The 19,307-nt window shown below is 43.0% G+C and carries 17 protein-coding genes; 15 read left to right on the top strand and 2 right to left on the bottom strand.

The window, feature by feature from the left end; all coding sequences use genetic code 11:
• The 10 genes from OVN21_RS00005 to pknB form a co-directional block, all read left to right on the top strand.
• The coding region (locus tag OVN21_RS00005; protein WP_267246784.1) for a hypothetical protein at positions 1-359 on the top strand (359 nt) is incomplete at its 5' end.
• Positions 360-383: 24 nt separating this feature from the next.
• A complete protein-coding gene (locus tag OVN21_RS00010) occupies positions 384-1,481 on the top strand; it encodes a nucleotidyltransferase (RefSeq protein WP_267246785.1) in 1,098 nt (365 codons plus the stop codon).
• 203 nt (positions 1,482-1,684) lie between these two features.
• On the top strand, positions 1,685-3,298 hold the full coding sequence (locus OVN21_RS00015; RefSeq protein ID WP_267246786.1) for a ribonuclease Y: 1,614 nt from the start codon (positions 1,685-1,687) through the stop codon (positions 3,296-3,298).
• A gap of 138 nt (positions 3,299-3,436) precedes the next feature.
• On the top strand, positions 3,437-4,063 hold the full coding sequence (gene gmk / locus OVN21_RS00020; protein ID WP_267246787.1) for a guanylate kinase: 627 nt from the start codon (positions 3,437-3,439) through the stop codon (positions 4,061-4,063).
• Between the two features lie 24 nt (positions 4,064-4,087).
• On the top strand, positions 4,088-4,402 hold the full coding sequence (gene rpoZ / locus OVN21_RS00025; protein ID WP_000979235.1) for a DNA-directed RNA polymerase subunit omega: 315 nt from the start codon (positions 4,088-4,090) through the stop codon (positions 4,400-4,402).
• 65 nt (positions 4,403-4,467) lie between these two features.
• Positions 4,468-6,864, top strand: a complete 2,397-nt coding sequence (locus OVN21_RS00030) for a primosomal protein N' (protein WP_267246788.1) — start codon at positions 4,468-4,470, stop codon at positions 6,862-6,864.
• Positions 6,865-6,876: 12 nt separating this feature from the next.
• Positions 6,877-7,812: a methionyl-tRNA formyltransferase gene (fmt, locus tag OVN21_RS00035; RefSeq protein WP_267246789.1), complete on the top strand. Its 936-nt coding sequence runs from the start codon at positions 6,877-6,879 to the stop codon at positions 7,810-7,812.
• A complete protein-coding gene (rsmB, locus tag OVN21_RS00040; RefSeq protein WP_267246790.1) occupies positions 7,805-9,118 on the top strand; it encodes a 16S rRNA (cytosine(967)-C(5))-methyltransferase RsmB in 1,314 nt (437 codons plus the stop codon). The genes fmt and rsmB overlap by 8 nt, the downstream gene beginning before the upstream one ends.
• A 15-nt stretch (positions 9,119-9,133) precedes the next feature.
• Positions 9,134-9,874 (top strand): Stp1/IreP family PP2C-type Ser/Thr phosphatase, encoded by a 741-nt coding sequence (locus tag OVN21_RS00045; protein WP_267246791.1) that lies wholly within the window; start codon positions 9,134-9,136, stop codon positions 9,872-9,874.
• Positions 9,871-11,751, top strand: coding sequence for a Stk1 family PASTA domain-containing Ser/Thr kinase (gene pknB, locus OVN21_RS00050; RefSeq protein ID WP_267246792.1), 1,881 nt, complete (start codon positions 9,871-9,873; stop codon positions 11,749-11,751). Before OVN21_RS00045 ends, pknB begins: the two co-directional genes overlap by 4 nt.
• A gap of 78 nt (positions 11,752-11,829) precedes the next feature.
• On the opposite strand, the gene OVN21_RS00055 is transcribed toward pknB, so the two are convergent.
• Together OVN21_RS00055 and OVN21_RS00060 are read right to left on the bottom strand one after the other, a co-directional pair.
• A complete protein-coding gene (locus tag OVN21_RS00055) occupies positions 11,830-12,486 on the bottom strand; it encodes a transposase (RefSeq protein WP_267246793.1) in 657 nt (218 codons plus the stop codon).
• Between the two features lie 11 nt (positions 12,487-12,497).
• Positions 12,498-12,857: a transposase gene (locus OVN21_RS00060; RefSeq protein WP_267246794.1), complete on the bottom strand. Its 360-nt coding sequence runs from the start codon at positions 12,855-12,857 to the stop codon at positions 12,498-12,500.
• A 337-nt stretch (positions 12,858-13,194) separates the two neighbouring features.
• Between OVN21_RS00060 and OVN21_RS00065 the strand changes: the two genes are divergently transcribed.
• The 5 genes from OVN21_RS00065 to OVN21_RS00085 all read left to right on the top strand — a co-directional run bounded on the left by OVN21_RS00065 (position 13,195) and on the right by OVN21_RS00085 (position 19,152).
• Positions 13,195-13,953, top strand: coding sequence for a threonine/serine exporter family protein (locus OVN21_RS00065; protein WP_267246795.1), 759 nt, complete (start codon positions 13,195-13,197; stop codon positions 13,951-13,953).
• A 1-nt stretch (position 13,954) separates the two neighbouring features.
• Entirely contained in the window at positions 13,955-14,410 is a 456-nt protein-coding gene (locus OVN21_RS00070; RefSeq protein WP_267246796.1) for a threonine/serine exporter family protein, read from the top strand.
• 210 nt (positions 14,411-14,620) lie between these two features.
• A complete protein-coding gene (locus OVN21_RS00075; RefSeq protein WP_267246797.1) occupies positions 14,621-16,801 on the top strand; it encodes a PTS transporter subunit IIBC in 2,181 nt (726 codons plus the stop codon).
• Between the two features lie 51 nt (positions 16,802-16,852).
• On the top strand, positions 16,853-17,668 hold the full coding sequence (locus tag OVN21_RS00080) for an endonuclease/exonuclease/phosphatase family protein (protein WP_267246798.1): 816 nt from the start codon (positions 16,853-16,855) through the stop codon (positions 17,666-17,668).
• A 140-nt stretch (positions 17,669-17,808) separates the two neighbouring features.
• Complete coding sequence (locus OVN21_RS00085; RefSeq protein WP_267246799.1) at positions 17,809-19,152, top strand: DEAD/DEAH box helicase; 1,344 nt, start codon at positions 17,809-17,811, stop codon at positions 19,150-19,152.
• Positions 19,153-19,307 lie beyond the last annotated feature (155 nt).

A 19,307-nucleotide genomic window follows, 5' to 3' on the forward strand; every position in this document is an offset into this window, starting at 1 on the left:
CAATATCGGATTATCAATTAATAATATTAATTATGATCTTATTTTTATTTGTTTCACCCTATCTGTTGAAATTTATTACAAAGAGAGAACCTAAGATAACAAAAGATGTTTTCAATTATTTTTCTAAATGGCTTCAATTTATTACAATTATGCTTTTGTTTATTTTAATAGTTGGAGCGTATTTTCTTTTATTGGAAGATTTAAACAATAGTCAGATTGATTCGTATACAATAATTCCTATATTTATTGCAGGATGTATGACTTGTTCAAGAATTATTATAAAATTTCTAACCACTATAAATAAAGGTGTTGCAAGTAGAAAACCTAAACGTTATCCGTATAGTGGAAGAAATTATTAGCTATTATTAACGGAGGCAATACAGATGACCATCACAGGTATTATCGCGGAGTTCAATCCTTTTCATAATGGCCATAAATACCTGCTGGATCAGGCAGAGGGACTGAAAATCGTTGCCATGTCAGGGAATTTCATGCAGCGTGGAGAGCCTGCTATCGTGGACAAGTGGATACGGACCCAGATGGCGTTGGAAAACGGAGCGGATTTAGTAGTGGAATTGCCCTTTTTAGTCAGTGTTCAGGCGGCTGATTTCTTTGGTCAAGGATCTGTGGATATCTTGGCTCGGTTGGGTATTAATACCCTAACTTTTGGGACAGAGGAAGCTCTTGATTACCAGAAAATCGCTGACTTATGCACAGAGCAAGGTGCTGAGATGGAGAAATTTGTGGATAATCTGCCTGATTCCCTCTCTTATCCCCAGAAGACCCAAGTCATGTGGAAGGAATTTGCAGGGCTTGATTTTTCAGGAAATACGCCCAATCATGTCCTTGCTCTTGCTTATGCTAAGGCAGTTGCTGGACGAAACATCAAACTCCATCCGATTCAGCGTCAGGGGGCTGGTTACCATTCTGTGGATAAAGATGTGGACTTTGCCTCGGCGACAGCCCTCCGTCAGCATCAGAATGACAAAGATTTCTTAGAACGTTTTATGCCTTCTATTATCCATTTTGAGCAGGCTAGTAAGGTGAGCTGGGATGATTATTTTTCCTTACTCCGCTATCAAATCTTGTCAAATCCAGGCCTAACCACCATCTATCAGGTCAATCAAGAAATGGCTGTGCGTATTAAGGATGCTATTAAGACAGCCCAATCGGTAGAAGAATTGATCGAGGTGGTTGCGACCAAGCGGTACACCAAGGCGCGTGTCAGACGTCTCTTGACCTATATCTTGGTGCAGACCAGAGAAAGTGACTTACCAGCAGGCATTCATGTCCTTGGTTTTACCGAAAAAGGCAGACAACATCTCAAGTCTCTGAAAGGGCAGGTCAATCTAGTCAGCCGAATTGGTAAAGAACCTTGGGATGCCATGAGTCAAAAGGCAGACCAGATTTACCAACTAGGAAATCCAAGTATAGCAGAGCAGAATTTCGGCAGAGTACCGATTAGAATAGAATCAAACTAAGTCTACTGAAAGGTGGGCTTTTTTGCTTCGTTTTTCGTGGAAATGTAAATTTTAAAAGATTCTTAATTTTGCTTGAAAATCCAAGGAATTTCTTCAAGAAATCACACAAAACTCTTCAATTTGGGTTTGTGGAAATCGGTTTTTTATGATAGAATATTAAAGAATGTGTGTCATTCGATAAACAAATTTAATGAGGTAAAAACATGGAAATCATGACACTTGCGATTGCTGTTTTTGCCGTCATCATTGGTTTAGTCATTGGATATGTCAGCATCTCAGCCAAGATGAAATCATCTCAGGAAGCTGCAGAGTTGATGCTTTTAAATGCTGAACAAGAAGCAACTAATTTACGTGGACAAGCTGAACGTGAAGCGGATTTACTTGTTAATGAAGCCAAACGTGAAAGCAAGTCTCTTAAAAAAGAAGCACTATTGGAGGCCAAAGAAGAAGCCAGAAAATACCGTGAAGAAGTGGACGCTGAATTCAAATCAGAACGTCAAGAACTCAAACAAATCGAAAGTCGTTTGACAGAGAGAGCTACTAGCCTCGACCGTAAGGACGACAATTTGACGAGTAAAGAACAAACACTTGAACAAAAAGAACAAAGTATTTCTGATAGAGCGAAAAACCTTGATGCGCGTGAAGAGCAATTAGAGGAAGTCGAAAGACAAAAAGAAGCAGAACTAGAGTGTATTGGTGCTCTGTCTCAGGCAGAAGCACGAGATATCATCTTGGCTCAGACAGAGGAAAACTTGACCAAGGAGATTGCTAGCCGCATTCGCGAAGCTGAGCAAGAGGTCAAGGAACGTTCTGACAAAATGGCCAAGGACATCCTAGTTCAAGCCATGCAACGTATCGCTGGTGAATATGTGGCGGAGTCAACCAACTCAACAGTCCATCTGCCAGACGATACTATGAAGGGACGCATTATTGGTCGTGAAGGTCGTAACATTCGTACCTTTGAAAGTTTGACAGGGGTCGATGTGATTATCGACGATACGCCAGAAGTAGTGACCTTGTCAGGATTTGATCCGATTCGTCGTGAGATTGCCCGTATGACTATGGAAATGTTGCTCAAAGATGGTCGTATTCACCCAGCTCGTATTGAAGACTTGGTTGAGAAAAACCGTCAAGAGATTGACAATAAGATCCGTGAATACGGTGAGGCTGCTGCCTATGAAATCGGTGCGCCAAACCTTCATCCAGACTTGATGAAAATTATGGGACGTTTGCAGTTCCGTACTTCTTATGGACAAAATGTCTTGCGTCATTCGATTGAGGTTGCTAAATTGGCTGGTATTATGGCCAGCGAGCTTGGAGAAAATGCGGCCCTTGCCCGTCGTGCAGGATTCCTTCACGATATCGGAAAAGCCATTGACCGTGAAGTTGAAGGTAGCCACGTTGAAATCGGTATGGAATTGGCACGCAAGTACAAGGAACATCCAGTTGTGGTGAATACCATTGCTAGCCACCACGGTGACGTCGAAGCGGAAAGCGTGATTGCAGTAATCGTCGCTGCAGCAGATGCCTTGAGTGCAGCGCGTCCAGGTGCTCGTAGTGAGTCTCTTGAAAGCTACATCAAGCGTCTTCATGATTTGGAAGAAATTGCTAACGGCTTTGAAGGAGTACAAACTAGCTTTGCCCTTCAAGCAGGACGTGAAATCCGTATCATGGTCAATCCAGGACAAATCAAGGACGATAAAGTCACAATCTTGGCTCACAAAGTTCGTGAGAAAATTGAAAATAATCTCGATTACCCAGGAAATATCAAGGTAACCGTGATTCGTGAACTTCGTGCAGTAGATTATGCTAAATAAATAAGAAAGAGCAGTTGAAAAATTACTGCTTTTTTGTTACACTAGATAGAAAGACTGTAGAAGGATAGTTTGCGCAAAATGCTACTACCTGAAGGGAAATCTTATTTTATTTTTACAGACTGACTAAAAGGAGATACAATGGCAGACCGAGGCTTACTAATCGTTTTTTCTGGTCCTTCAGGGGTTGGAAAAGGAACGGTTAGAAGAGAGATTTTTGAGAGTTCTGAAAACCAATTTCAATACTCTGTATCGATGACGACACGCGCACAACGTCCTGGAGAAGTGGACGGTGTTGACTATTTCTTCCGTACTTGTGAAGAGTTTGAAGAGCTGATTCGTCAAGGTCAGATGTTGGAATACGCAGAATATGTCGGCAACTACTATGGAACGCCTCTGACCTATGTCAATGAAACCTTGGACAAGGGAATTGATGTGTTCCTTGAAATTGAAGTTCAAGGCGCTCTTCAGGTCAAGAAAAAGGTTCCAGATGCTGTCTTTATCTTTCTGACACCACCAGATTTGGATGAATTACAAGATCGTTTGGTAGGTCGTGGAACAGATAGCGCTGAAGTGATTGCCCAACGAATCGAAAAAGCCAAGGAAGAAATTGCCCTCATGCGAGAGTATGACTATGCGATTGTCAACGATCAGGTGCCCCTAGCTGCTGAGCGTGTCAAACGTGTGATCGAAGCAGAGCACTTCCGTGTGGATCGTGTCATTGGTCACTATCAGGAGATGTTACCAAAATCTCCAACTACCCAATAAAATTTAGAAAATAGGTACAAGCAAATGATGTTAAAACCCTCTATTGATACCTTGCTCGACAAGGTTCCTTCAAAATATTCACTCGTAATCTTGGAAGCAAAACGTGCCCACGAATTGGAAGCAGGTGCGCCAGCAACTCAAGGTTTCAAGTCTGAAAAATCAACTCTTCGCGCTTTAGAAGAAATCGAATCAGGAAACGTTACAATTCACCCAGATCCAGAAGGAAAACGTGAAGCAGTGCGTCGCCGTATCGAAGAAGAAAAACGTCGCAAAGAAGAAGAAGAAAAGAAAATCAAAGAGCAAATCGCTAAAGAAAAAGAAGATGGTGAAAAAATTTAAGGTTGGGGGGACTCAATCTTATTTTTTCTATTGCAAGAATATACTGACAAGGAGGAGGTGAGAAGATGGCTATAGCCAAGATTATTGTGGATGTGCCTTTGATGCAGACGGACCAACCCTATAGTTATAGGATTCCTGAGGAATTTGAGGGAATGCTGGAAGTTGGGATGCGGGTCCATGTACCTTTTGGTAAGGGGAATCGCCTGATTCAAGGGATTGTTCTTGGTTTGGAGTTCCAACCAGATGAAGAAGGGGCAAGTCAAGATTTAAAAGATATTGCTGAAGTGCTGGATTTTTCACCTGTTCTCACGCAAGAACAACTCTGGCTGGCTGAGGAGTTACGCAAGTCCGTCTTTTCCTATAAAATCTCCATCCTCAAGGCCATGCTACCGGGATTTCTGAATTCTAGCTATGACAAAATTCTCTATCCTCTGGAAGGCTTGAGTCAGGAAGAGCGAGAGCGTTTGTTTGGTTCAGAAGATTCGCTTGCCTTTTCTTCTCTGGATTTAGGTAAGCAAGCTGAAATGATGCGTTTGACTAGAAAAGGCCTGCTTGGTCTAGAATATCAGGCGATTGATCAAAAGAAGGTCAAGACCCAGTCTTGGTATGAGGTAGACCTTGTTCAGTTAGAAGGTGTAGAGATTTCTGCGCGCGCCAAGAAAAAGTTGGAATTGAGAGATTATTTGCTGTCTCATCCAGAGAGTGCTTCCTTGGCTAGTTTGTTAGAGTCCTACTCGCGGGAACAAGTCAACTTCTTTGTGAAGCAAGGAGCTGTGTCCATAGTTCGAAAGGAAGTGCAACGCTCAGCTGCTTATTTTGAAGGCATTGAAGCTAGTACACCTTTGGAACTAAATCCAGAGCAAAGACAGGCGCGTGATGCGGTTGTCTTTGCTATTGGTAGTCATCAACCTCCCTTCCTCCTTCAAGGGATTACAGGAAGTGGGAAGACAGAGGTTTACTTGCAGATTATCCAAGGAGCCTTGGACAAGGGCAAGACAGCTATTTTGCTGGTACCTGAGATTTCCTTGACTCCACAAATGACAGAGCGTTTTATTGCTCGCTTTGGTGAGCAAGTGGCCATTCTTCACTCAGGCCTATCCAATGGTGAAAAGTATGACGAATGGCGCAAGGTTGAGCGTGGGGACGCTCAAGTTGTTGTTGGTGCTAGATCAGCCATCTTTGCTCCTCTGAAAAATCTAGGTGTTATGATTATCGACGAAGAGCATGAAGCTAGCTACAAACAAGACAGCAATCCCCGGTACCATGCTAGAGAGGTCGCCATTTTACGGGCCCAGTACAATCAAGCAGCCCTAGTTCTCGGCTCAGCGACACCGAGCTTAGAAAGCCGTGCGCGGGCTGGAAAAGGTGTCTATCAACATTTACGTCTGACCCAACGTGCTAATCCTCTAGCCACGATTCCTGAGGTTCAAGTGATTGACTTTCGAGACTATATCGGGCAGAATGAGACGTCAAACTTTACGCCTCCTTTACTAGAGGCCATCCAAGATCACCTGGATAAGAAAGAACAGGTAGTCCTCATGCTCAATCGCCGTGGTTATTCTAGCTTTGTCATGTGTCGGGAATGTGGAACGGTGGATACTTGTCCTAACTGTGACATTTCCTTGACCTTGCACATGGATACCAAGACCATGAACTGCCATTATTGTGGTTTCTCGAAGGACATTCCTCAGGTCTGTCCTAACTGTAAGAGTCGCAGTATTCGTTACTATGGAACAGGGACTCAAAAGGCCTATGATGAGCTGGCAGAGCTCTTTCCTCAGGCTCGCATTCTGCGCATGGATGTGGATACGACCCGCAAGAAAGGTAGTCACCAAGCTCTGCTTGACCAGTTTGGGCTAGGGGAAGCAGATATCTTGCTGGGAACTCAGATGATTGCTAAGGGATTGGATTTTCCAAATGTGACTTTAGTCGGAGTGCTCAATGCGGATACGGCCTTGAATCTACCAGATTTCCGTTCTTCTGAGAGAACCTTCCAGCTCTTGACTCAGGTTGCAGGCCGGGCAGGCCGGGCTGAAAAAGCTGGTCAGGTCTTGATCCAGTCTTACAATCCTCAGCACTATGCTATAAGATTTGCCAAGGATCAGGATTACGAAGGCTTTTATGCCTATGAAATGGGAATCAGACGACAACTTGGTTACCCACCTTACTATTTTACGATTGGCATTACCCTTTCTCACAAGAAAGAAGAAGAGGTGGTTAAACGTGCCTATGAAGTTATGAACATTTTGCGGTCAGGTTTGTCTGAAATCAGTAATATCCTTGGACCGACGCCCAAACCCATTGCCCGTACCCACAACCTCTATCATTACCAGATTTTAATTAAATACCGTTTAGAAGATGAGCTGGGGGCGACCCTCAACCAGGTCTTGGCCTTGACTCAAGAACGGGAAAATAGTGAGCTCCGTCTCAGCATTGACCATGAGCCACAGCAATTTTTATAAGAAGGAGAAGATATGACAAAACTAATCTTTATGGGGACTCCCGATTTTTCAGCAACAGTTTTGAAGGGGTTGTTATCAGATGGCCGTTATGAGATTCTAGCTGTTGTGACCCAGCCAGACCGTGCTGTCGGCCGTAAAAAAGTAATCCAAGAAACCCCAGTCAAGCAGGCTGCCAAAGAAGCAGGACTTCCCATTTACCAGCCTGAAAACTTATCTGGAAGTCCAGAGATGGAAGCCATTATGAATTTAGGAGTAGATGGAATTATCACTGCTGCTTTTGGGCAATTTCTTCCAAGTAAACTCCTTGATAGCATGGATTTTGCGGTCAACGTTCATGCTTCCCTTCTTCCCAAACACCGTGGTGGCGCCCCCATTCATTATGCCTTGATTCAAGGGGATGAGGAAGCTGGTGTGACCATTATGGAGATGGTCAAGGAAATGGATGCAGGAGATATGATTTCTCGTCGCAGTCTTCCCATCACAGATGAGGACAATGTCGGCACCTTGTTTGAGAAATTAGCGATTGTTGGTCGTGACTTGCTTTTGGACACCCTTCCTGCCTATATTGCTGGGGAGATCAAACCTGTGCCTCAGGACCCAAGCCAAGTCACTTTCTCCCCAAATATCAAACCAGAGGAAGAAAAGTTGGATTGGAATAAGACTAATCGCCAACTCTTCAACCAAATACGTGGCATGAATCCATGGCCTGTGGCCCATACTTTTCTCAAGGGAGACCGCTTTAAGATTTACGAAACTCTACCAGTAGAAGGTCAGGGAGCTCCAGGCGAAATCCTCTCTATCGGTAAGAAAGAATTGATTGTCGCAACGGCAGAAGGAGCTTTGTCTCTCAAGCAAGTGCAGCCAGCAGGTAAACCTAAGATGGATATCGCTTCTTTCCTCAACGGAGTTGGACGGACATTAACTGTAGGAGAAGGATTTGGTGACTAAAGTAGAAACGGCTAGAAGTCTAGCTCTAGCAGTGCTAGAGGATGTTTTTGTCAATCAAGCATACTCAAATATTGCCTTAAATAAGCATCTCAAGGGAAGTCAACTCTCAGCAGCAAACAAGGGCTTGGTAACCGAGCTGGTCTATGGAACGGTAACCCGTAAATTGACTCTGGAATGGTACCTGTCCCACTTTATCGAAGACAGAGACCAGTTAGACAGCTGGCTCTATGTCCTTCTTCTCATGAGCGCCTACCAACTCCGCTATCTGGATAAGATTCCAGACCATGCTGTGGTTAATGAAGCAGTTGAATTAGCCAAATTCCGTAAAAAGGGCAGCGAAAAATTGGTCAACGCTGTCCTACGCCGTATTTTGCGTGAAGGGTGGCCAGATATTGCCAGCATCAAACGAAAAAATAAACGTGACTCCATTGCCTATTCTCTCCCAGTTTGGCTCGTGTCTAAACTTAAGGAAGAATATGGTGAAGAGCGAGCACAAGCCATCTTTGAAAGCCTTTTGGTGCGCAACAAGGCTAGTATTCGTGTGACTGACTTAAGCCGAAAAGAGGAAATTCAAGCCTTGTTAGAGGCGAGTGATTCAAGCTTGTCTCCTTCTGGTCTTATTAAGGAGCAGGGGCATTTTGCAGCTCATGATTTGTTTGCGGAGGGAGCCATTACCATCCAAGACGAGTCCAGTCAGTTGGTTGCTCCGACGCTTGATTTACAAGGTGAAGAGCGAGTGCTTGATACCTGTGCGGCTCCAGGTGGGAAAGCAGTACATATTGCTTCCTATCTCACGACAGGTCAGGTTACTGCTCTGGACCTTTACGATCACAAGTTGGACTTGATTCAAGAAAATGCTCAACGTCTGGGAGTTGCAGATCGGGTTCAAAGGCAAAAATTGGACGCTAGAAAGGTGCATGAGTTTTTTGGTCAGGCTTCTTTTGATAAGATTTTAGTAGATGCTCCTTGTTCAGGAATTGGTCTTTTGCGCCGCAAACCAGATATCAAATACAATAAAGAAACAGCAGATTTCGCGTCCTTACAAGAAATTCAGCTAGAAATATTAGGTAGTGTTTGTCAAACACTACGCAAAGGTGGTATAATAACGTATAGTACCTGTACTATTGTCTCAGAGGAGAATTTTCAAGTCGTTGAGGCGTTTTTAGAAAGTCATCCTGAGTTCGAGCAGGTTAAACTAGAACACGAATGCAAAGATATCCTGAAAGACGGCTGTATCCTGATCACTCCGGAATTGTATGGAAGCGATGGATTCTTTATCAGCCAATTTCGCAAGATATCAGAATAGGAAGGAACTGACACAATGGAAATAGCATTATTAACAGATGTTGGTCAGAAACGGACAAATAATCAGGACTATGTCAATCACTTTGTCAACCGTGCAGGACGCACTATGATCATCTTGGCTGACGGGATGGGAGGACACCGTGCAGGAAATATCGCTAGTGAGATGGCGGTAACAGACCTCGGTGTAGCTTGGGTGGATACCCAAATTGACTCAGTCAATGAAGTTCGTGAGTGGTTTGCCCACTACCTGGAGATTGAAAATCAAAAAATTCATCAACTAGGTCAGGACGAAGCCTACAGAGGCATGGGAACAACGCTAGAAGCTGTTGCGTTTATTGATAACCAAGCCATCTATGCTCACATTGGAGATTCTCGTATCGGTTTGATTCGTGGAGAAGAGTACCACCAGTTGACGAGTGACCATTCCTTGGTCAATGAATTGCTCAAGGCTGGTCAATTGACTCCAGAGGAGGCAGAAACTCACCCTCAAAAGAATATCATCACACAGTCTATCGGACAAAAAGATGAAATCCAGCCTGATTTTGGGATGATTACACTGGAGTCAGGAGATTATCTCTTGCTCAATAGTGACGGTTTGACCAATATGATTTTGGCAAGCGAGATTTATGATATCGTAACCAGCGATATTTCCCTAGCAGACAAGGCGGCCACCCTCATTCGTTTCGCTAACAATGCAGGAGGTTTAGACAACATTACGGTTGCCCTTGTTTACATGAACGAGGAGGCGGCAGAATGATCCAAATCGGCAGGAATTTTGCCGGGCGGTATCGGATTGTCAAGCAGATTGGTCGAGGAGGCATGGCAGATGTTTACTTGGCCAAGGATTTAATTCTAGACGGAGAAGAAGTGGCAGTGAAGGTCCTGAGAACCAACTACCAGACGGACCCGATAGCTGTAGCTCGTTTTCAGCGTGAAGCGAGAGCTATGGCAGAACTAGACCATCCTCATATCGTTCGGATAACAGATATCGGTGAAGAAGATGGCCAACAGTACCTAGCTATGGAATACGTAGCAGGACTTGACCTCAAGCGTTATATCAAAGAAAACTATCCTCTTTCAAATGAAGAGGCGGTTCGGATTATGGGACAGATTCTTTTGGCTATGCGTTTAGCCCATGCTCGAGGAATTGTTCACCGAGATTTGAAACCTCAAAATATCCTCTTGACGCCAGATGGAACTGCTAAAGTTACCGACTTTGGGATTGCCGTAGCCTTTGCGGAAACCAGTCTGACCCAGACAAACTCAATGTTAGGTTCTGTTCATTATTTGTCACCTGAGCAAGCGCGTGGTTCGAAGGCAACTGTGCAGAGTGATATCTATGCCATGGGGATTATTTTCTATGAGATGTTGACAGGCCATATCCCTTATGATGGGGATAGTGCGGTTACGATTGCCCTTCAGCATTTCCAGAAGCCACTTCCGTCGGTCATTGCTGAAAACCCATCTGTCCCTCAGGCTTTGGAAAATGTTGTCATCAAGGCAACTGCTAAGAAATTGTCTGATCGCTATCAGTCTGTTTCCGAAATGTATGTAGACTTGTCAACTAGCTTGTCTTATAATCGTCGGAATGAACCGAAACTGGTCTTTGACGATGCGAGTAAGGTGGATACGAAGACTTTACCTAAAGTTCCACAAAGTACACTGACATCGATTCCAAAAGCTCCGGCGCAGGAAGAACGTCCTCAGTCAAAGAAATTAACCCCAGAGCAAGCGCCTACGCAAAAGCCAACTAAAAAGCGGAAGTTTAAGGCTCGCTATATGATTCTTTTGGCTAGTCTTCTATTAGTTGCAGCCTCTTTAATCTGGATTTTGTCCAGAACACCAGCAACGATTGCTATTCCTGACGTGGGTGGACAAACTGTTGCAGAGGCAAAAGAAGCTCTTAAAAAATCCAAGTTTGAAGCTGGTGAAGAAAAGTCAGAGGCCAGCGATACTGTAGCAGAAGGACGCGTTATTCGGACCGATCCGGAAGCAGGTAGTAGCCGAAAAGAAGGAACCAAGGTTAATTTGATCGTTTCTTCTGGTAAGCAATCTTTCCAATTGAGCAATTATGTTGGACGCAAGTATACGGATGTCGTAGCTGAACTCAAGGAGAAGAAGGTTCCTGAAAATCTAATCAAGATGGAAGAGGAAGAATCCAGCGAAAGCGAACCTGGAACCATTCTCAGACAAAGTCCTGCGGCAGGTACGACTTATGAACTTTCAAAAGCCAGCACAATTACTTTAACGGTTGCTAAGAAAGTAACAAGCGTTTCTATGCCAAGTTATATTGGTTCAAGTCTCGAATTTACAAAGAATAATTTGACTCAGATTGTCGGTGTAAAAGAGGCCAATATTGAGATTGTCGAGGTTTCGACTGCTCCTGAAGGGACAGCAGAAGGTACAGTTGTAGATCAAACACCAAAAGCGGGTGAAAAGGTTGACCTTGCTAGCACGCGTATCAAACTTTCCATCTACAAACCGAAAACACCACCATCAATTTCATCTTCTAATTCTGCACAGCGTGGGAACCAAGGTTCTTCTACAACTCCAAATCAGGGGAACCAACAAGGGAATACTCCTTCAACTAGCCAATCAAATAGTGAAGGAACCCGTGAGAGTTCTCGAGATTAAACGAAGAACCTAGGACAAAATAGTTCTCAACCACAAAAAGCTAGAGATTCCCAATTGCAGAACTCTAGCTTTTTCATTTTAAGTCGTTCTCTTATTGTATTTTAGGAGCTTATTTGCCATAAGTACCAATCCCATGTCAATTCTCACTTGACGCATCCCTCTCAGATTACCTCTCTTGTACCCCAAACAAGCCTTTATCTGTCCAAAGACAGCGAAAATCTGTCTACCTTGGGGAGATAAAAGCGCCTGGCATTCTTTATTTTTTAAGTGCTGATAGCCTTCATTCATATACAGTCCCTTTTGAGGAGCTGATTCAGATTCATCAGCGTAGTAAACCTTGATTTCCTCTTGAAAGTCCGTCTCTGTTTTCTGATGTTTGATAGGGCGAAAACGATAACACCAGCCATCAGGATGTGTGTAGCTATCCTCCTTGCCATTATAGTACCAATTCCCTAAGTTTCTAGCTGACTGTGTATCCCCTCTCTTCTGTCCCTTATCAAACATGGCATATTTCATCAGATGGTTCACCTCCTTTTCATCTAAACGAAGGAGGTTCTCTTCACTTCCATATCCAGCATCTACGACAACTGTCTTTAGGTCATGTGGATAGGTTTCAAGGAAGGGGAGAAGAGTCTTGGTATCTGTCGGATTTGAGAAGACATCATAGTGAAGAAGAAATTGGTTTTCAGTAGCGATTTGAAGATGATAAGCAGCCTTGAGTGGGCCATTTTTCATATGGTCTTCTTTCATCCGTATAAAAGTGGCATCTGGATCTGTTCTTGCAGTTTGACGGAAAACTTGTCCCTTGCCTTTTTCCACACGAAACGATACTTGTTGGCATTGGCTTCAATCTTAGTCCCGTCAATACACAAACAATCTAAGGTCACTAACTCTTCCATTTTTAAACGAAGATTGAGGTCGATGAAAAGATCACGAATGAGTTCTTCCATCCCTTCGGCGACACGAAAACGCTTGATGGTGCGATAGCTAACAACCAACTGCCCTGTTAGGTACTGCATGGCGAGATTTTCAATCATCATTTTTTCAATTTTTCGAGCAGAGAAAATCCCTTGTGAAGAGGCAAATAAAAGAGTAGATACAAGCATTTTAGGGTGCTAAGACGGGCGAGCAGAGGCATGATAGAAGGAGGGAAAGGACTATCTTCCAAGGTATTCAGCACTTTTTCAATATCAAAGACGAGATGGTCTTGTGGCAAGAAAAAACGGATTTCTAGTGGTAAAGTTGTTTGATTTGTGTTATAGTGAATATGCATGAGATAGCCTTTCTAAATGGTGTATTGTGCAATTCTATTTTACCAAGACTATCGTAACCATGCAAAAAAGCAACGGCAAATCCGTTGCTTTTTTGGGATAAGAGACTATTGTCCTAGTTTTTTTCATTGATTTTTGTGATAAAATATAGGAAGCAGAAAAGGAGGAGAAAATGGACGAATCAAGAGAGTTGAATGCTGTTATTGATGTCATTATGTTAGCTGGAACCATTCTCTTAAAAAGCGGTTCGGAGATTTATCGGGTTGAGGACACCATGATCCGTATCGCTCATTCACAGGGAATAGTGGATTGCAACGTTCTTGCCATGCCAGCAGCTATTTTCTTTTCTATTGAGAATACCAATATTTCTCGTATGAAACGGGTAACTTCTTCCTCCTACAACATCGAAAAAGTCTGCGATGTGAACCAAGTATCACGGGAGTTTGTCGGAGGGCAGATTGATCTCTCTACAGCCTTTGAAAGGCTAAAGGAAATCAGAAATCAAGCTCTTCCTTATACCAAGTTCCAAGTGACTATTGCAGCAACTCTCAGTGCCCCTTTTTTCTCAATTATGTTCGGGGGGAATACCTATGATGCTTTTGGTGCAGCCATTGCGACCTTGCTTGGCTTTGCTTTCTCTCTCTATGTGGAGAAGTTTGTCCGCATTCCTTTTGTAACCGCCTTTGCAGGGGCCTTTGTTTTTGGCTTGATTGCCCAGTTCTGGGTCCGCTATACAGGATTTCCTTCGACGGCAGACTTGATCATAGCGGGAGCCGTCATGCCCTTTGTTCCGGGGATTGCTCTGACAAATGCAGTTCGGGATATTATGACCAACCATATCAACTCTGGTATGAGCAAGATGTTTGAATCCCTGCTCATTACCCTCGCTTTAGGGGCCGGTACCTCCGTCGCTCTAGTTTTGATGACATAAGATGACTCTAACAAGTATTTTACTCCAAGCAGTAGCGAGTTTACTCGCCATTATCACCTTTCTAATCGTACTGAATGTTCAACGCTCCATGCTCCTACCTGGTGGTGTTCTGGGAATGGGTGTCTGGCTCCTCTACCTCGTGCTCAAAGAACCAACCAATGTTATTGTTGCAACCTTTATTGCAGCAGTGGTTGGTTCTTGCATCAGCCAAATTTTAAGTATTGTCTATAAGACGCCAGCAGTGGTCTTTGTCTTGGCCATTCTTGCCCCCTTGGTGCCCGGCTATCTATCCTATAGAACGACAGCTTTCTTTGTGACAGGCGATTACAGCCATGCCCTTACCAGTGCAACGCTAGTAGTTATGTTGGCTCTGGTCATTTCTATCGGGATGGCAAGTGGAACAGTGATTCTAAAGCTTTATTACTATATCCGAAAACAGCGAGACATATCCTCCTAATGCTGTCAAAGCAAAGACTTGGCTAAATTCCCAAACTAAGTTCCACTTCGGTCAAGAAAGTGGAAGTTACTTTGAGAAATTACCAATTTAAGAAAAACGAGCATTTTTTATAAAAGCCTTTACAAAAAAAAAAAGTGGTATAATTAATAAACAAGTAAAGACAAACGTTTTCGTAAAACGTTTGCCTAAATAAAAATAAAGGAGATTTGAATGATGAAAGATACATTCAAAAATGTCTTGTCTTTCGAGTTTTGGCAGAAATTCGGTAAGGCTTTGATGGTGGTTATCGCGGTTATGCCGGCTGCTGGTTTGATGATTTCAATCGGTAAGTCTATCGTGATGATTAACCCAACCTTTGCACCACTTGTAATCACAGGTGGAATTCTTGAGCAAATCGGTTGGGGGGTTATCGGTAACCTTCACATTTTGTTTGCCCTAGCCATTGGAGGAAGCTGGGCTAAAGAACGTGCTGGTGGTGCTTTTGCCGCTGGTCTTGCCTTCATATTGATTAACCGTATCACTGGTACAATCTTTGGTGTATCAGGCGATATGTTGAAAAATCCAGATGCTATGGTAACTACTCTCTTTGGTGGTTCAATCAAAGTTGCTGATTACTTTATCAGTGTTCTTGAGGCTCCAGCCTTGAACATGGGTGTATTCGTAGGGATCATCTCAGGTTTTGTAGGGGCAACTGCTTACAACAAATACTACAACTTCCGTAAACTTCCTGATGCACTTTCATTCTTCAACGGGAAACGTTTCGTACCATTTGTAGTTATTCTTCGTTCAGCGATTGCTGCGATTCTACTTGCTGCCTTCTGGCCAGTAGTTCAAACAGGTATCAATAACTTTGGTATCTGGATTGCCAACTCACAAGAAACTGCTCCAATCCTTGCACCATTCTTGTATGGTACTTTGGAACGGTTGCTCTTGCCATTTGGTCTTCACCACATGTTGACAATCCCAATGAACTACACAGCTCTTGGTGGTACTTATGACATTTTAACTGGTGCAGCTAAAGGTACTCAAGTATTCGGTCAAGACCCACTATGGCTTGCATGGGTAACAGACCTTGTAAACCTTAAAGGTACTGATGCTAGTCAATACCAACACTTGTTAGATACAGTACATCCAGCTCGTTTCAAAGTTGGACAAATGATCGGTTCATTCGGTATCTTGATGGGTGTGATTGTGGCTATCTACCGTAATGTCGATGCTGACAAGAAACACAAATACAAAGGTATGATGATTGCAACAGCTCTTGCAACATTCTTGACAGGGGTTACTGAACCAATCGAATACATGTTCATGTTCATCGCAACACCTATGTATCTTGTTTACTCACTTGTTCAAGGTGCTGCCTTCGCTATGGCTGACGTTGTAAACCTACGTATGCACTCATTCGGTTCAATCGAGTTCTTGACTCGGACACCTATTGCAATCAGTGCTGGTATCGGTATGGATATCATTAACTTCGTTTGGGTAACTGTTCTCTTTGCCGTAATCATGTACTTTATTGCAAACTTCATGATTCAAAAATTCAACTACGCAACTCCAGGGCGTAACGGAAACTACGAAACTGCTGAAGGTTCAGAAGAAGCTAGCAGTGAAGTGAAAGTTGCAGCAGGTTCTCAAGCTGTAAATATTATCAACCTTCTTGGTGGACGTGCAAACATCGTTGATGTTGACGCATGTATGACTCGTCTTCGTGTAACTGTTAAAGATGCAGATTGCGTTGGTACTGAGGAACAATGGAAAGCTGAAGGAGCTATGGGTCTTGTTATGAAAGGACAAGGTGTCCAAGCTATCTACGGACCAAAAGCTGACGTATTGAAATCTGATATCCAAGATATTCTTGACTCAGGTGAAATCATTCCTGAAACTCTTCCAAGCCAAATGACAGAAGCACAACAAAACACGGTTCACTTCAAAGGTCTTACTGAGGAAGTTTACTCAGTAGCAGACGGTCAAGTTGTTGCTTTGGAACAAGTAAAAGATCCAGTATTTGCTCAAAAAATGATGGGTGATGGATTTGCAGTAGAGCCTGCAAATGGAAATATTGTATCTCCAGTTACAGGTACTGTATCAAGCATCTTCCCTACAAAACATGCTCTTGGTCTAGTGACTGAAGCAGGTCTTGAAGTGCTTGTTCACATTGGTTTGGACACAGTAAGTCTTGAAGGAAAACCATTTACCGTTCATGTTGCGGAAGGACAAAAAGTTGCAGCAGGTAATCTTCTTGTTACAGCTGACTTGGATGCTATTCGTGCAGCGGGTCGTGAAACTTCAACAGTCGTTGTCTTCACAAATGGTGACGCAATTAAATCAGTTAAATTAGAACAAACAGGTTCTCTTGCAGCTAAAACAGCAGTTGCTAAAGTAGAATTGTAATATACTTGAGGTTGGAAACTGTTTTCCAACCTCTTGTTTTAGGAGAAAAGCATGAAATTTTTAACACTCAATACTCATAGCTGGATGGAAAAAGAAGCTGAGAAAAAATTCCAGCTTTTACTTGAAGATATTCTTGAAAAGGACTATGATTTGATTTGTTTCCAAGAAATCAATCAGGAGAACACTTCGCCAGAGGTGGAGGTTAACGACTTTTATCAAGTATTGCCAGCAGCAGAGCCTATTCATCAAGACCATTATGTTAGACTCTTGGTTGAAAAGTTGTCTGAGAAAGGGAAAGATTACTACTGGACTTGGGCCTATAACCATATCGGTTATGACCGTTACCATGAAGGTGTTGCTATCTTGTCTAAAACACCGATTGAAGCCAGAGAAATTTTGGTTTCAGATGTGGATGATCCAACAGACTATCATACTCGCCGTGTTGCCTTGGCTGAAACTGTAGTTGCTGGTAAGGAGCTTGCAGTTGCTAGTGTTCACCTTTCTTGGTGGGATAAAGGGTTCCAAGAAGAATGGGCACGATTTGAGGCTGTCTTGAAAGAATTGAGCAAGCCACTTTTACTAGCTGGAGATTTCAACAATCCGGCTGGACAGGAAGGCTACCAAGCTATTTTAGCTAGTCCATTAGGCTTACAAGACGCCTTTGAAGTTGCTCAAGAGAAAAGTGGTAGCTATACGGTTCCACCAGAAATTGATGGCTGGAAGGGGAATACAGAACCCCTTCGAATTGACTATGTTTTTACTACCAAGGAGTTAGCGGTGGAAAGTTTACATGTCGTATTTGATGGTAATAAGAGTCCACAAGTGAGTGATCACTATGGCTTGAATGCTCTTTTAAACTGGAAATAAAGATTGAAAAGAGGTTGGAATCGCGAAGGTCCAGCCTTTTTCTGACTAGAAAAGGTATTGGAAATAGCCTAAATAAGTGAGACTACTGAAATGAAATAAAATATGGTATAATCGATAGGATAGATAGAATCGAGGATATTATGTCATTTACGAAATTTCAATTTAAGAACTATATTAGAGAAGCCTTGGAGGAGTTAAAATTTACAGCTCCAACAGAGGTGCAGGATAAGTTGATTCCTATTGTTTTGGCAGGTCGTGACCTAGTCGGTGAATCAAAAACAGGTTCGGGTAAGACTCATACTTTCTTGTTACCGATTTTTCAACAATTAGATGAAGCTAGCGATAGTGTGCAAGCGATCATTACTGCTCCAAGTCGTGAGTTGGCTACTCAGATCTACCAAGCAGTCCGTCAAATCGCTGCCCACTCTGAAGTGGAAGTTCGTGTGGTTAATTATGTGGGTGGTACGGATAAGGCGCGCCAGATTGAGAAATTGGCAAGCAATCAGCCTCATATTGTTATTGGAACACCAGGCCGTATCTACGACTTGGTTAAATCCGGTGATTTGGCTATTCACAAGGCCAAGACCTTTGTGGTCGATGAGGCAGACATGACCTTGGATATGGGATTCTTGGAGACGGTTGATAAGATTGCTGGCAGCCTTCCAAAAGACCTGCAATTCATGGTCTTCTCAGCGACTATTCCACAAAAGTTGCAACCATTCTTGAAAAAATACTTGTCAAATCCTGTCATGGAGAAAATCAAGACCAAGACAGTCATCTCAGATACGATTGATAATTGGTTGATTTCGACTAAGGGTCGTGACAAGAATACTCAGATTTATGAATTGACTCAATTGATGCAGCCTTATTTGGCAATGATTTTCGTCAATACTAAGACACGTGCTGATGAATTGCATGCCTACTTGACTGCTCAAGGATTGAAGGTAGCAAAGATTCATGGAGAGATTGCTCCTCGTGAACGCAAGCGGATCATGAATCAGGTGAAAAATCTGGATTTTGAGTACATTGTCGCAACGGACTTGGCAGCGCGTGGAATTGACATTGAAGGTGTCAGCCATGTTATCAATGATGCCATTCCGCAAGACTTGTCCTTCTTTGTACACCGAGTTGGACGGACTGGGCGCAACGGTCTACCTGGTACAGCTATTACCCTTTACCAGCCAAGTGATGACTCGGATATCCGTGAGTTGGAGAAATTAGGGATCAAGTTTAATCCTAAGATGGTCAAAGACGGAGAGTTTCAAGATACCTACGACCGTGATCGTCGTGCTAATCGTGAAAAGAAGCAGGATAAACTTGATATTGAAATGATTGGCTTGGTCAAAAAGAAAAAGAAAAAAGTCAAACCGGGCTATAAGAAGAAGATTCAATGGGCGGTTGATGAAAAACGTCGTAAAACAAAGCGTGCGGAAAATCGTGCTCGCGGTCGTGCAGAGCGAAAAGCTAAACGCCAAACATTTTAAGAACAAAATTGGAGCTGAATGGCTCCTTTTTGTAACGTTATTTTATAAGTTATCGAAAAGAATGCAAAAATGAGTAAAAAGTGGTATAATGATAAGGTTATATAGTCCCGATAAGATGGTAGAAATTTCTATCAGTACTTTGTAACTCTATAACA

This window comes from Streptococcus sp. Marseille-Q5986 (genome assembly GCF_946902915.1).
Classification (GTDB): domain Bacteria; phylum Bacillota; class Bacilli; order Lactobacillales; family Streptococcaceae; genus Streptococcus.

Coding starts and splice junctions, on each gene's coding strand:
- OVN21_RS00010 (WP_267246785.1), top strand. CDS start 384: ATGACCATCACAGGTATTATCGCGGAGTTCAATCCTTTTCATAATGGC.
- OVN21_RS00015 (WP_267246786.1), top strand. CDS start 1,685: ATGGAAATCATGACACTTGCGATTGCTGTTTTTGCCGTCATCATTGGT.
- gmk (WP_267246787.1), top strand. CDS start 3,437: ATGGCAGACCGAGGCTTACTAATCGTTTTTTCTGGTCCTTCAGGGGTT.
- rpoZ (WP_000979235.1), top strand. CDS start 4,088: ATGATGTTAAAACCCTCTATTGATACCTTGCTCGACAAGGTTCCTTCA.
- OVN21_RS00030 (WP_267246788.1), top strand. CDS start 4,468: ATGGCTATAGCCAAGATTATTGTGGATGTGCCTTTGATGCAGACGGAC.
- fmt (WP_267246789.1), top strand. CDS start 6,877: ATGACAAAACTAATCTTTATGGGGACTCCCGATTTTTCAGCAACAGTT.
- OVN21_RS00045 (WP_267246791.1), top strand. CDS start 9,134: ATGGAAATAGCATTATTAACAGATGTTGGTCAGAAACGGACAAATAAT.
- pknB (WP_267246792.1), top strand. CDS start 9,871: ATGATCCAAATCGGCAGGAATTTTGCCGGGCGGTATCGGATTGTCAAG.
- OVN21_RS00055 (WP_267246793.1), bottom strand. CDS start 12,486: ATGAAAAATGGCCCACTCAAGGCTGCTTATCATCTTCAAATCGCTACT.
- OVN21_RS00060 (WP_267246794.1), bottom strand. CDS start 12,857: ATGCTTGTATCTACTCTTTTATTTGCCTCTTCACAAGGGATTTTCTCT.
- OVN21_RS00065 (WP_267246795.1), top strand. CDS start 13,195: ATGGACGAATCAAGAGAGTTGAATGCTGTTATTGATGTCATTATGTTA.
- OVN21_RS00070 (WP_267246796.1), top strand. CDS start 13,955: ATGACTCTAACAAGTATTTTACTCCAAGCAGTAGCGAGTTTACTCGCC.
- OVN21_RS00075 (WP_267246797.1), top strand. CDS start 14,621: ATGATGAAAGATACATTCAAAAATGTCTTGTCTTTCGAGTTTTGGCAG.
- OVN21_RS00080 (WP_267246798.1), top strand. CDS start 16,853: ATGAAATTTTTAACACTCAATACTCATAGCTGGATGGAAAAAGAAGCT.
- OVN21_RS00085 (WP_267246799.1), top strand. CDS start 17,809: ATGTCATTTACGAAATTTCAATTTAAGAACTATATTAGAGAAGCCTTG.